Source organism: Thalassospira lucentensis, assembly GCF_050516545.1.
In the GTDB taxonomy this organism is placed as follows: Bacteria; Pseudomonadota; Alphaproteobacteria; order Rhodospirillales; family Thalassospiraceae; genus Thalassospira; species Thalassospira lucentensis_C.
In genome coordinates this window covers 3,652,806-3,666,557 of record NZ_CP191544.1, presented here as the reverse complement: position 1 = coordinate 3,666,557, position 13,752 = coordinate 3,652,806, and the positions used below count along the sequence as shown (strand labels likewise).

Sequence of the window (13,752 nt, the reverse complement as noted above, 5' to 3'; positions counted from 1 at the left end):
GAATATAATCGAATCCGCGGTTGAGTGAGACTGTCAGCACCAACAGGATGGGGCCTGGAAATGACGAAATCTGAATTGATTGCCCGGCTCGCTGAAATGAATCCGCATCTTTATCAGCGAGACGTCGAACGGATTGTGGCAACGATCTTTGACGAAATCACCGACGCGCTTGCCCGCGGAGACCGGGTCGAGCTTCGCGGATTCGGTGCATTTTCCGTCAAGCAGCGAGATGCTCGTGTTGGCCGCAACCCGCGTACAGGTGACGCGGTCCCGGTCGGTGAGAAAAAGGTTCCCTATTTCAAAACCGGCAAGCAGCTCCGCGAACGTTTGAACTAATTCCCGCGTGATGGACAGATAGCCAACGACGCGGCTTTGGCAGTGTTGTTGTGTCAGGTCACCCATGGTGCAGAAATCTGTGCCGCTGGTGGCATGGCTTTTATCTGACTCTTGCCCCATACTGTCGCTCTGAATATCAAACGTGACCTGTTGCCTGATTGTGCTGCGGTGGATTTCCAACGCAGCTGATCTGGCACAAGGAGCTAAGAATGCGCTTCCTTTACTGGATTATCTCGATACCGCTTGCGGTTTTAATCGCTGTATTTGCCGTGTCGAACCGAACCGCAGTGACGCTTTCACTATGGCCATTGCCCTATGAGGTTGATCTGCCGTTGTTCCTGCCGATTATGGTCGCTTTATTGATCGGGCTCGGTGTTGGTTTTGCCTATGAATGGCTGGTACATGGCAAACATCGCCGTGCCGTGCGCCGCATGGATAGCGAACTTAAACGCATCAAAACCGACGACGAAACGCCAAAAACCGATCAAAAGGCACTTGGCCACAGCTAACGCAGATCAAGGGCTCCTTTCAGGGGCCCTTTTGCTGTTTGGGGCCGGAATGTCGGGCGCGCAGCGCAATATTGTCGGCATAAGCGGCTATTTGGCGTTGGCCTTTGGGGATAAATCGGCTAATCCATGTCCGGTCCGCGCATGAACATGTGGGCCATGACCCCAATGCCAGCCCGCCGGAGGACATCATGACCCAGACACTTTCCCCCAAAGACCGCATCTTTTGTGCGATCGATACCACGGATCTTGATCACGCGATCGATCTGGCATCGCGCCTGTCTGGTGTGATTGGCGGGGCAAAGCTTGGCAAAGAGTTTTTTGCGGCCCACGGACCACAAGGTGTCCGGGCGGTTGCCAAAACCGGCATGCCGATCTTTTTGGATGTCAAATATCACGATATTCCCAATACCGTTGCCGGGGCCATTCGTGCAGTGACGCCGCTGGGGCTCAAACTCGTCAATGTCCATGCCGCTGGCGGGATCGAGATGATGAAACGTGCCGGTGAAGCCGCCCGCGAAGCGGCCGACAAGGCCGGGGTCGCAACCCCGTGGGTGATTGCGGTAACCATCCTGACCAGCATGGATCAGGGCGATCTTGACGATGTCGGCCTCAAAGGTCCGATTGAAGACCGGGTTGTCAAACTGGCCGAACTGACCAAAAAGGCGGGCCTTGACGGTGTTGTCTGTTCGGCACAAGAAATCACCCCGGTGCGCAAGGCACTTGGCCCGGACTTCAAACTGATCACACCGGGTATTCGTCCGGCCTGGGCATCAAGTGATGATCAAAAACGCATCGTCACCCCGGCAGACGCCGTCACGATGGGCAGTGACATTCTGGTAATTGGCCGCCCGATCACCAAGGCCGATGACCCGATCGAGGCCGCAAAACGGATCGTTGCCGAGCTTGCCTGATCAACACCCGTGACCGCGAATTGCATCTGATTGTACTAAGGCCCGATCATCATCGGGCCTTTTCCATGTCTGGTTAGGTGTGCGGAGCCGTGATCAACAGGCATGCTGCCATGCGGAAATCGCGGTGGTGAGGACGGCATTTTTATCTCAGAATTGAATCGTTTCAAATCTTCGGGCATTATGATCTTCTCGCAGGTGCACAATTTTGACCTGCCCCTGACGACCGCTTATCTGGATATTCCTGACATGACCACTGTTGCCACCCGCCCGGGATTGCTCGGGAACTTTCCGATTCTGGCTTTGGCGCTTGCATCCTTTGGCATCGGTACAACCGAATTTGTCATTATGGGGCTTCTGCCCGATGTCGCACGTGATCTTGGGGTCAGCATTCCGGATGCCGGTTTGCTGGTGACGGGCTATGCACTGGGCGTGACATTTGGCGCACCGTTTCTGGCCATTGCCACGGCACGGATGGACCGCAGGCGCGCATTGTTGTTGCTGATTGCGATCTTCATCCTTGGCAACTTCCTGTGTGCGATTGCCCCGGATTACTGGTTATTGATGGCGGCCCGTGTGGTCACGGCCTTTTGCCATGGCGCGTTCTTTGGTCTGGGTGCGGTTGTCGCATCCAACCTTGTCCCGCCCCATAAACGGGTTCAGGCGATTGCCTTGATGTTTTCAGGGCTCACCCTTGCCAATGTGCTTGGTGTGCCCTTCGGCACCGCCCTTGGGCAGGAACTTGGTTGGCGATCAACTTTCTGGGCGGTTGTTGGCATTGGTGTTGTCGCGGCATTTGCGCTTTATCTGGCCCTGCCGCGTAAGATCGCAGCATCAACCGGAAGCCTGTGGCGGGAGGCAAAATCACTTGGCAAGGTTCAGGTTCTGTTTGCCATGCTGATTTCTGTTCTGGCATCCGCCAGCATGTTTAGCGTCTTTACCTATATCACCCCGATGTTGACCGACATTACCGGCATCACCCCGCGACAGGTCACCTATGTCTTGTTGTTGTTCGGGGTTGGTTTGACCTTGGGCAACTATATTGGCGGGCGTTTGGGCGATTGGCGTTTGATGCCGGCCATCATCATTTCTTTCGTCATGTTGATCGTAATTCTGGCCCTGTTCACCGAAACAGTGACCGCCCTTGTTCCAGCCGTGATTACCGTGATGCTGTGGGGTGTTGTTGCCTTTGCACTGGTTTCCCCGCTTCAGATGCGGGTGGTGAACGAGGCATCAGAAGCGCCCAATCTGGCCTCAACCCTTAATCAGGGGGCGTTCAATCTGGGCAATGCCGGTGGGGCGTGGTTTGGCGGTCTTGCGATTACGCACGGTGTTTCCTATCAGCATATCCCCTGGCTTGGTGCCGGGATTGCCGTGCTCGCGCTTTTGTTCACGGTCTGGAGCCATTTGCTCGATCGTGGCGATGAGGTTTTGGCGCAGGGCCGTGCGAGCGCCTGATTGCGAAACGCCTGACATCCTGAAAAACAAAACCCGTCAGCTTCATGCATGACGGGTTTTTCTTTGTCTCAATTGCGGCGGGTCTAACCGATCCAATGCCGCATCTGATCCCAGCTTTGGCTCAGGATCGGGCCATATTGATCAATGATCAGTTTGATCGAAATCCCGATAGAGGTCACCACCAAAAGCGGGCGGACCAAACGTGCGCCAACCTTCATCACCAGATGCGATCCGATCTGTGCACCAACCAATGCGCCAACCGCCATTACCGCACCGACAACCCAGACAACCTCGCCGCCAGCAATGAACATCACAAGGGATGCAAAGTTCGATGTGAAGTTCAAAACCTTGGTGTGGGCCGTGGCCTTGGTCATGTTAAAGCCAAGCAAGGCGACAAAGGCGATGGAAAAGAACGATCCCGTGCCGGGGCCAAAGAACCCGTCATAAAAGCCAATGCCAAAACCTGCGGTAAAGGCAAAGGTGGCTTTGCTGATGATTTGATGCGCGTCGATATCGCCGACACGCGGTGAGAACAGGAAATAAAGCGCAATCAGAATCAAAAGACCCGGCAGGATCGTCATCAGGATGCTGGCATCAAGCATCTGAACCAGAACCGTGCCAAGTGCCGATCCGGCAAATGTCAGAACAATCGCCTGAACCATATCGCGCGGATGGACATGGCCTTTGCGAATGAAGTTAAGCGATGCGGTAAAGCTGCCAAAACTTCCCTGCAATTTATTGGTGGCTAGGGCTTGTGCCGGGGTAACCCCCGCCCAAAGCAGGGCCGGGATCGTGATCAATCCACCACCACCGGCAATCGCATCAACACATGCTGCAACGGCCGCAACGGCAAACAGGATCGCAAGAAGATCAAAACCAAATTCCATGGGGCGACTTTCAGAAAATCACGAAACCGCAAAGGTGGGCGCAAAGCCGGTTTCAAACATTATTGGCAGGCGGATCGGGTGGGCCGTGCCTGCAGGTTAAAAGGCGGCGCAATCATAAGAGCTTTAACCGCGTCGTCCATCGGCAAGTTGCAGGTGCATTGCAAGAACATGGCAACGTAATATGACCGGTAAAATCACACAGCTTGCCAATTATTGGTACGAGCCCTAGATAAGACATCCTGCTTATGAAAAGTGAGTCTCAAGATGCCCGAATTGCCAGAGGTCGAAACAGTTACCCGTGGTCTGACCCCCGTAATGGAAGGCCATATTGTCGATCATGTGGTGCAGCGTCGCCCGAATTTGCGGTTTCCGTTTCCCGAAGGATTCGTTGATCGCATGGCGGGGCGTAAAATCAATCAACTGACGCGCCGGGCGAAATACATTCTGGGCTATCTTGACGACGGGCAGGTTTTGCTGATCCATCTGGGCATGTCCGGGCGCATGACCATCCATAATGATCCGTCTGTTGATGTGCCCGCCCCCTTAAAACATGACCATGTTGATTTCGTCATGCAGGGCGGTGCGGTGGTGCGGTTTAATGATCCGCGGCGTTTTGGCGTGATCACGCTGATTGCGAGCGATGAAGTTGCCAGCCACAAAATGCTGGCCGGGATCGGGCCAGAGCCACTTGGCAACGGTTTCAATGCGGCGGTGCTGGCAGAAGGTTTGGCCAAACGCGCAAGCCCGATCAAGACCGTGCTGCTGGATCAGAAACTGGTCGCCGGTCTTGGCAATATATATGTATGCGAAGCATTGTTCCGTTCAAACATCTCCCCGACTCGTCTGGCAAAGGATTTAAAACCCGGCGAGATTGATCGTTTGTACCGCGAAATTCGTCTTGTTCTTGAAGATGCCATCGCAGCAGGCGGATCAAGCCTGAAGGATCATCGTCAGACCAATGGCGAGCTTGGCTATTTTCAGCATAATTTCCGCGTTTATGGCCGCGAAGGCGAAATCTGCAGTGCCGATAGCTGTGACAGCACAATTGAACGGATTGTGCAGGCCGGACGGTCGACATTCTTCTGCCCGACCTGTCAGAAATAAGATCGGCTCCGGGTGCCACACGGCTGGGTCGCATCCGGTTGGATATCGCGCGCCGAATCGATGCTTAATCCACGATGAGGCATCCCGATACACACGGTTGGTTGCGGCCTGTGCATAAAATCGGTAAAACAGTATCAAAATATGGTTTCAAGCAAATTGGCCGGGAAATGACCGGGCCAATGGCGAAAAAGGATCTCAAGGCATGTCATACGAAAACATCATCGCCGAGAAAAAAGGCAATGTCGGGCTTATCACGCTGAACCGTCCCAAGGCGCTGAATGCGCTGTGTGAAGCACTGATCAAGGATGTCGGTGCGGCCCTTGATGATTTCGAATCCGATGAAGATATCCGCGCGATTGTCATTACCGGATCGGAACGGGCCTTTGCGGCCGGGGCCGATATCAAGGAAATGGCCGATTACGACTATATGGATGTCTATAAGGGCGACTTCATCACCAAAGGCTGGACCCGTGTGGCAAGCTGTCGCAAGCCAACCATTGCGGCCGTTGCCGGATTCGCATTGGGCGGTGGCTGTGAAATGGCAATGATGTGCGACATCATGCTGGCGGCCGATACCGCAAAGTTCGGTCAGCCGGAAATCACCATCGGCACCATCCCCGGTGCTGGCGGTACGCAGCGCCTGACCCGCGCGGTTGGTAAGGCCAAGGCCATGGAAATGTGCCTGACCGGGCGGATGATGGATGCCGAAGAAGCCGAACGCGCCGGGTTGGTTGCGCGAATCGTCCCGGCCGACTCGCTGATGGAAGAAGCCATGAAACTGGCCGAAAAGATCGCGTCCTTCTCTGGTCCGGTATCGATGAAGGTAAAAGAATCGGTCAACAAGGCCTATGAAATGACCCTGACCGAAGGCCTGATGTTCGAACGCCGCGAGTTTCATTCGACCTTTGCGCTCGAAGACCGCGCCGAGGGCATGAAAGCCTTTGCAGAAAAGAGAAAAGCCGATTTCAAGCACTGCTGATTGCGCGGTGATCAGGATAAGTTGCCCCCTGATTCCGGTGCCGCATATCTGTGTTGCAGGGAAAATGAGTCCCTAGCCGCCGGAAATGGAGGATTTAAGCGGTATCGGGGGTTGACGAGGGTTTCGCTCGGCGCTATAAGCCGCGCTCCGAATTACGTAACATTTGTTTGAAGAGACAGGTTCGCAATGGCTCACCATAAATCGGCCAAGAAGCGCATTCGCCGCAACGCCGCACGTGCAGAAGTAAACGGCGCACGCATCGGCAGCATTCGTACCTTCGTTAAGAAGGTCGAGGCAGCGCTGACTGTTGGCGATAAAGATGCTGCTCTGGCTGCGATGAAAATCGCTGAGCCGGAAATGGCGCGTGGCGCACAGCTCGGCGTTCTGCATAAGAACACCGTTGCTCGCAAAGTTTCGCGTCTTACCGCTCGTATCAAGTCGCTCTAATTTATCCCTTACGGGATGGCGAGTCGAAGGCCGCACCTTTGGTGCGGCCTTTTCGCTGCCCGGATTCCGGAGAATCACCTTTTGTTCCTTGATTCCGCAGGTGCAAGAAACCGCAGAAAACAAGGACCGTTTTGGTGCCGTAATCCTTTTAACGTTCTGTTAAAGATCGCCTTGCCTGATGCGGGTCGCATCAGTACAGTGTTTGGTCTTCGCTAGGTCGCGCAAAGCGATCAGTGACGAAGAACCAAAAAAACAAAAGGCGCGAGTACGCTTCCAAGATTTTGCGGAAGACCAGCGTGTTGATTGCGAATGTGATCAACGCGGGACAGTACTATTTTGTCTTTTGCAGTCTTGTTGGTGTGGAAATTGGGATAGTGGGGAAAGGTTCTAACAGTGCAGCACGCCGTAAGGGGAACGCAATCGGCACTCGGGCAATCCAGTGGGGGAATGTCGGGTGACCAGCAGGCAGCACTTGATGATCATGTGGTAGCAATCTGGCAAATCGTACGTGAAAAGCTGCGCGCTGAATTTGGCGCGACGGCGTATCGTTATTGGCTTGAACCTGTTGCCTTGATCGGTGTCGAAGCCGGTGTGGCCCGTCTGGGTGCACCAACGCGCGCCATGCGTGACTGGGTAACGCAGCACTATCTCGACCGTATTCAGGCGTTTTGGCACGCCGAAGATGCCAATGTGCATTTCGTCGAAATCAACATTGTTTCCGTTTCCAACAGCAATACCCCGGTCAGCAGCCAGGATGACACCGCGTCCACAGCGCGCGGGAATGGTGGATCGGCCGCAACCCAGACCAAACCTGCATCACACCCACATCAGAATACGCATCAGAACACACATCAGACGTCCGGGCACGCCGCCCCGGCCCCGTCGCAAGGATCGGGCCGCAATGCCATTGCCAGCATGTCTGATGATGGCATCTCGGCGGCCCTTGATCCGCGCTACACGTTTGATAATTTCGTCATCGGCAAACCGAACGAATTTGCTTATGCCGCGGCCCGCCGTTTGGCCGAAGCCGAATCGGTGCCGTTCAACCCGCTGTTCCTGTATGGCGGTGTTGGCCTTGGTAAAACCCACCTGATGCATTCGATTGCCTGGCATATCCGCCGGACGCAGCCGCACCGCACGGTGATTTACCTGTCGGCTGAAAAATTCATGTACCGCTTCATTCGCGCACTGCGCGACAAGAACACGGTCGATTTCAAAGACCAGTTCCGCTCGGTCGATGTGTTGATGGTCGATGATGTCCAGTTCATTTCGGGCAAGGATTCGACACAGGAAGAATTCTTCCACACCTTTAACGCACTGGTCGATCAGGGCCGCCAGATCATTGTATCGGCGGACAAATCGCCATCCGATCTTGAAGACATCGAAGAACGTTTGCGGTCGCGTTTGGGATCGGGCCTTGTGGCCGACATCCACGCAACGACCTATGAACTGCGTCTTGGCATTCTTGAATCCAAGGCCGAACGTCAGCGGGTTGAACTGCCGCAACGTGTCATGGAATTCTTGGCCCATAAAATCACGGCCAATGTCCGTGAGCTTGAAGGGGCGCTGAACCGCGTGATTGCGCATTCGCAGCTGGTGGGTCGCGAGATCAGCCTTGAGATGGTTCAGGACATCTTGCATGACGTTCTGCGCGCATCTGAACGCCGGGTGTCGATCGAAGAAATCCAGAAACGCGTGGCCGAGCATTTCAACATCAAGGTCTCGGACATGCATTCTGCCCGTCGTGCGCGTGCGGTTGCCCGTCCGCGTCAGGTGGCAATGTATCTGTCCAAACAGCTGACCACCCATTCCCTGCCTGAAATCGGCCGGAAATACGGGGGACGTGACCATACGACAGTCATGCATGCTGTACGTAAGATCGAAGAACTCCACAGCACGGATCCGTCGCTTTCCGAAGATATCGATCTTCTGCGCCGGATGCTCGAAAGCTGATCAAACATTGCCGAACCCCGGTGTGAAAGCACCGGAACTCCGGCGGTTTGTCGGGCGGGATCTGGCATCGGAAACCGGGTGGATTTTTCCCTGATTTACATAAACAAAACTGCGAGTTACGCAGTATTTGGCGCTTTGCGCGTTTTGGGCGCATTTCGCCCGGGCGACTCCTTTTATTTGCTTGGGTTTAAGCCGTAAAAATCCTTCGATTTCACGACATGCATGTTATAATGCCTCATCCGCGCCCGTAAGGGTGGGGTTCAGGTGAGAAAACTGATTAAAAATCAATTTGTTAAACGACTACTGACAGACGGATAGGACGGGTATGAAGCTGACCATCGAACGCGCGGCTCTGTTGAAATCGCTGACCCATGTTCAAAGCGTTGTCGAACGACGCAATACCATTCCGATTCTCTCCAATATTTTGCTGCGGGCAGAAAACGATCAGCTGTCGCTGACTGCAACGGATATGGATCTCGAAGTGGTTGAAACGACAACCGCCGAAGTCGCCGAAGCAGGTGCAACCACCACCCCGGCACATACCCTTTATGAGATCGTCCGCAAGCTGCCGGAAGGTTCACAGGTGCAGATCGCCCTTGAACCGGGTGCAGGTCGTCTGACCCTTGCTGCGGGCCGGTCCAAATTCAATCTTGCCGTTCTGCCGGTGGATGATTTCCCGGTCATGTCCGGTGGCGATCTTCCGGTAAGCTTTGGTCTTGCTGCTGCGGAATTGCGCGGCCTGATTGATCGTGCTGAATTTGCGATCTCGACCGAAGAAACCCGGTATTACCTTAACGGGATCTATTTCCACGCAACCGACGCCGAAGGTACGAAAATCCTGCGCGCTGTTGCCACCGACGGTCACCGTCTGGCCCGCGTCGAAGCCCCGTTGCCAGATGGTGCGGAAAACATGCCTGGCGTGATCGTTCCGCGCAAAACCATCGGCGAGCTGCGCAAACTGATTGATGAAACCGGCGAAGCCGTCGATATCGCGCTGTCAGATACCAAAATCCGCTTTGGCTTTGGCAAGGCAATCCTGACATCCAAACTGATCGATGGCACCTTCCCGGATTACGAACGGGTTATCCCGTCGGGCAATGACAAGACCCTTGATATCGAATGCAAGGGCTTTGCCGATGCGGTTGATCGTGTTTCTGCGATCTCGATTGAAAAATCCCGCGCGGTGAAAGTTGTTCTCTCGGGCACGACCCTGACCCTTTCGGCATCGAGCCCGGAACACGGGACCGCGTCCGAAGAACTTGAAATCAATTATGATGCCGAAGACATCGAAATTGGCTTTAACTCGCGCTACCTGCTCGACATTGCCAAGCAGGTCAAGGGCGATACGCTCAATCTTCTGATGTCTGATGGATCGTCACCGACTATTCTGCGCGATACTGACGACCTTTCGGCATTGTACGTTCTGATGCCGATGCGTGTTTGACGGTAAGCACGATACGCTGTGGCTGTTCTTGCCAAAAACCTCATGCCAAAAGACGGTGCGTCGATGACAAGCCGTCTTGCAGTTTCCCGTATCCAGCTCAGTGAATTTCGCTGTTACGAAAGCTTGCGGCTGTCGTTAAACAGCGCGCCGGTCGTCCTGACCGGGCCAAACGGGGCAGGGAAAACCAACCTGCTCGAAGCGGTATCGCTTTTGGCGCCCGGTGGGGGCCTTCGCCGGGCAAAGCTTGGTGAAATTGCCCGGAACTTTCCGCCACGTGCGGATGGTATGACGCGCCCTTGGGCGGTGTCGGCGGATGTTGAAACACCTGACGGGGCGTTTCAACTTGGCTCCGGGCTTGATCCTGCTGCCCTTGAACAGGGGCGTGAACGCCGTGCTGTCCGCATCGACGGGCAGGCACAGCGCGGGCAGGCCGCTTTGGGGCGGGTGTGTGCCGCTGTGTGGTTAACACCGCAAATGGATCGCCTGTTTCTCGACGGGCCATCGGCACGCAGACGTTTTCTGGATCGTCTGGTCTATGGCCTTGATCCGGACCACAGCAGCCGGGTTGCGGCCTATGAACACAGCCTGCGCAGTCGGGTAAAGCTGCTGAAAGAAGGCAAGGGCGACGATAAATGGCTGGCCTCGATCGAAGATTCGATGGTCCGCCACGGCATTGCCGTTGCCGTCGCACGGGCTGAACTTCTTGCCCGCCTCAGCCGGGCCGGGACCATGGCGATCGGGCCGTTTCCCGCAGCACGTCTTGCACTGGCGGGGGATCTTGAAAGCTGGCTGGAAACCTGTCCGGCGGTCGAGGTCGAAGACAGAATGCGGGCTGCATTGCGCGACGGACGGTCACGCGATGCGACCTATGGCGGGGCGGTGGTCGGCCCGCAACGCAGTGATTTGCTGGTGTGGCATGATGCAAAGGGCCAATCAGCCGATCAATGTTCCACCGGGGAACAAAAGGCGTTGTTGCTGTCGATTATTATGGCCAATACCCGCTTGCAGACAAAGGCACGCGGGGCTGGCCCGCTGCTGTTACTTGACGAGGTGGTTGCGCATCTGGATGCAGAACGCCGCAAACACCTGTTTGACGAAATCGTGGCGCTTGGCGTCCAAGCCTGGATGACAGGTACGGACCGGGCGCTGTTTGAAGGTTTGGACGGTCGTGCGCAATTTTTCCGCGTGGAAGATGCCACACTGACCCTAGAAACCACTCCGTGAATGCCGAGGTTGTGACGCTATGACCAACGAAACAGAAACTCCGAACACAGAAGAAATCGTGCAGGAGTACGGTGCAGAATCGATCAAGGTTCTCAAAGGCCTTGAAGCGGTCCGTAAACGCCCGGGCATGTATATCGGTGATACCGATGACGGAACCGGTTTGCACCACATGATCTACGAAGTCGTCGATAACGCGATTGACGAAGCATTGGCAGGTCACTGCGATACCGTCTGGGTTCAGCTCAATGGGGACGGGTCGGCAACCATCCGTGATAACGGCCGTGGCATCCCGACCGACATGCACAAGGAAGAAGGCGTTTCGGCCGCCGAGGTCATCATGACCCAGCTTCATGCCGGCGGTAAGTTTGACCAGAACTCCTATAAGGTTTCCGGTGGTTTGCACGGGGTGGGTGTTTCGGTTGTGAACGCGCTCTCGACCCTTTTGAAATTGCGCGTTTGGCGCAATGGCAAAGAACATTATATGGAATTTTCCGGTGGGGACGCGATCAAGCCGCTTGAAGTCGTTGGCGATGCGCCACTGACCGCAGACGGAACACCGCTCAGCGGGACAGAAGTCACCTTCTATCCTGATGGTGGCATCTTCACCATGACCGAGTTTGATCTGCCAACCCTTGAACATCGTTTGCGCGAACTGGCCTTTTTGAACTCTGGCGTGATCCTGACGTTGCGCGATGAACGCCATAGCGAACCGGTTGAAACGATCCTGCATTACGAAGGCGGTATTCGCGCCTTTGTCGAATATCTTGACCGGAACAAAGTCCGTCAGATCGAAGAAGCCATCGTCATTGAAGGCGAAAAAGACGGCATCACCGTTGAAGTCGCCCTGCAGTGGAATGACAGCTATCACGAACAGACCCTGTGCTTTACCAACAACATCCCGCAGCGTGACGGCGGGGCGCATATGGCCGGTTTCCGTGCTGCATTGACCCGTCAGATCAATTCCTATGCCCAGTCCAGCGGCATTGCGAAAAAGGAAAAGGTCGCCCTGTCTGGTGATGACGCCCGTGAAGGTCTGTCTTGTGTCATCTCGGTCAAGGTCCCGGACCCGAAATTCTCGTCCCAGACCAAAGACAAACTTGTTTCGTCCGAAGTCCGCCCGGTTGTTGAAAACATCGTCAATGACAGGCTGGCACAATGGCTTGAAGAACATCCGCAGGATGCCCGCAAGGTTGTCGGCAAAGTGGTCGAAGCCGCATCAGCACGTGAAGCGGCCCGTAAGGCCCGTGAATTGACCCGCCGCAAAGGTGTGCTTGATATCTCGTCCCTTCCGGGGAAACTGGCTGACTGTCAGGAACGCGATGCGTCCAAAGCCGAACTGTTCATCGTGGAGGGTGATTCCGCAGGTGGATCGGCAAAACAGGGGCGTGAACGTGGCTTCCAGGCGATTTTGCCGCTGCGTGGTAAAATCCTCAACGTTGAACGCGCGCGTTTCGACAAGATGCTTTCAAGTCAGGAAATCGGCACCCTGATCACGGCGATGGGCACCGGGATTGGCCGCGATGATTTCAACATCGAAAAAGCCCGCTACCACAAAATCATCATCATGACCGATGCTGACGTCGATGGTGCGCATATCCGAACCCTGCTTCTGACCTTCTTCTATCGTCAGATGCCGGAACTGATCGAACGCGGCTATCTCTATATCGCACAGCCACCGCTTTATCGTGCGAAACGCGGCAACTCGGTCCAGTATCTCAAAGACGACCGCGAGATGGAACAATACCTGACCGCGCAGGGGACCGAGGATGCTGTCCTGACCCTTGGCGGCGGACAGCAGGTTGCCGGTCCCGATCTGGTGCGTATTGTCGAACTTGCACGTAAGGCCAAAGGCTTCCTTGAGCCGCTTTCCATCAAACTGCCGATCTCGGTGCTTGAACAAGCCACCCTTGCCGGTGCGCTCAACCCGGCATTGCTCGATGATGACACCAAACGCCTCGAAGCCGCCCAGACGCTTGCCAAACATCTTGATACGCTCGAAGAAGATTACGATCGCGGCTGGCAGGGTGAAGCCCCGTTGGACGAAATCGTTCTGTGGCGCATGCTGCGCGGTGTTGAACAGCGCCACGTGATTGATGGCAATATCCTGCGCTCGGCCGAGGCACGGGCCATCGCCAACATCCTTGGCGAGTTGCGTGAACTCTTTGAAAAGGGTGCGGAATTCGTTGCCAAGGACAAAAGCTGGAAAATCAACGGCCCGGTCGATCTGGTCAATGCGGTGATGGAATTTGGCCGTCGCGGCATCTCGGTCCAGCGCTATAAAGGTCTGGGCGAAATGAACCCGGATCAGCTGTGGGAAACCACGCTCGATCCGAATGTTCGATCGCTTCTGCAGGTCCGCGTTAACCATGCCGATGAAGCCGAAGAAGTCTTCTCGACCCTGATGGGTGACGTGGTTGAACCGCGCCGCGACTTCATTCAGTCCAACGCGCTGAAGGTTGCCAATCTCGACGTGTAAAATTCTAGAAGTGTGAATTGACGCATA

Annotated in this window: 12 protein-coding genes; 11 read left to right on the top strand and 1 reads right to left on the bottom strand. The window is 55.2% G+C overall.

The window, feature by feature from the left end; translation table 11 throughout:
* The first annotated feature begins 60 nt into the window (after positions 1-60).
* The 4 genes from ihfB to ACQ0MK_RS16725 all read left to right on the top strand — a co-directional run bounded on the left by ihfB (position 61) and on the right by ACQ0MK_RS16725 (position 3,211).
* A complete protein-coding gene (gene ihfB / locus ACQ0MK_RS16740) occupies positions 61-336 on the top strand; it encodes an integration host factor subunit beta (RefSeq protein ID WP_044830114.1) in 276 nt (91 codons plus the stop codon).
* A gap of 209 nt (positions 337-545) precedes the next feature.
* Complete coding sequence (locus ACQ0MK_RS16735; protein ID WP_350042003.1) at positions 546-845, top strand: LapA family protein; 300 nt, start codon at positions 546-548, stop codon at positions 843-845.
* 188 nt (positions 846-1,033) lie between these two features.
* Entirely contained in the window at positions 1,034-1,756 is a 723-nt protein-coding gene (pyrF, locus tag ACQ0MK_RS16730) for an orotidine-5'-phosphate decarboxylase (protein ID WP_350161056.1), read from the top strand.
* A 246-nt stretch (positions 1,757-2,002) separates the two neighbouring features.
* On the top strand, positions 2,003-3,211 hold the full coding sequence (locus ACQ0MK_RS16725; protein WP_430473570.1) for an MFS transporter: 1,209 nt from the start codon (positions 2,003-2,005) through the stop codon (positions 3,209-3,211).
* 83 nt (positions 3,212-3,294) lie between these two features.
* On the opposite strand, the gene ACQ0MK_RS16720 is transcribed toward ACQ0MK_RS16725, so the two are convergent.
* Entirely contained in the window at positions 3,295-4,098 is an 804-nt protein-coding gene (locus ACQ0MK_RS16720) for a TSUP family transporter (RefSeq protein ID WP_430473569.1), read from the bottom strand.
* A gap of 264 nt (positions 4,099-4,362) precedes the next feature.
* Here ACQ0MK_RS16720 and mutM point away from each other — a divergent pair, with 264 nt between their 5' ends.
* From mutM to gyrB, 7 genes are all read left to right on the top strand, one after another.
* A complete protein-coding gene (mutM, locus tag ACQ0MK_RS16715; protein ID WP_430473568.1) occupies positions 4,363-5,202 on the top strand; it encodes a bifunctional DNA-formamidopyrimidine glycosylase/DNA-(apurinic or apyrimidinic site) lyase in 840 nt (279 codons plus the stop codon).
* 202 nt (positions 5,203-5,404) lie between these two features.
* A complete protein-coding gene (locus ACQ0MK_RS16710; RefSeq protein ID WP_430473567.1) occupies positions 5,405-6,181 on the top strand; it encodes an enoyl-CoA hydratase in 777 nt (258 codons plus the stop codon).
* Positions 6,182-6,367: 186 nt separating this feature from the next.
* Positions 6,368-6,628 carry a 30S ribosomal protein S20 gene (gene rpsT / locus ACQ0MK_RS16705; protein WP_350042136.1) on the top strand — a complete coding sequence of 87 codons (261 nt, stop codon included), beginning with the start codon at positions 6,368-6,370 and terminating at the stop codon, positions 6,626-6,628.
* 393 nt (positions 6,629-7,021) lie between these two features.
* Positions 7,022-8,581, top strand: coding sequence for a chromosomal replication initiator protein DnaA (gene dnaA / locus ACQ0MK_RS16700; RefSeq protein ID WP_430473566.1), 1,560 nt, complete (start codon positions 7,022-7,024; stop codon positions 8,579-8,581).
* A gap of 325 nt (positions 8,582-8,906) precedes the next feature.
* Positions 8,907-10,025, top strand: a complete 1,119-nt coding sequence (gene dnaN, locus ACQ0MK_RS16695) for a DNA polymerase III subunit beta (protein WP_350042137.1) — start codon at positions 8,907-8,909, stop codon at positions 10,023-10,025.
* A gap of 63 nt (positions 10,026-10,088) precedes the next feature.
* Entirely contained in the window at positions 10,089-11,249 is a 1,161-nt protein-coding gene (recF, locus tag ACQ0MK_RS16690; protein ID WP_350161062.1) for a DNA replication/repair protein RecF, read from the top strand.
* A 19-nt stretch (positions 11,250-11,268) separates the two neighbouring features.
* A complete protein-coding gene (gyrB, locus tag ACQ0MK_RS16685) occupies positions 11,269-13,725 on the top strand; it encodes a DNA topoisomerase (ATP-hydrolyzing) subunit B (RefSeq protein WP_430473565.1) in 2,457 nt (818 codons plus the stop codon).
* Positions 13,726-13,752 lie beyond the last annotated feature (27 nt).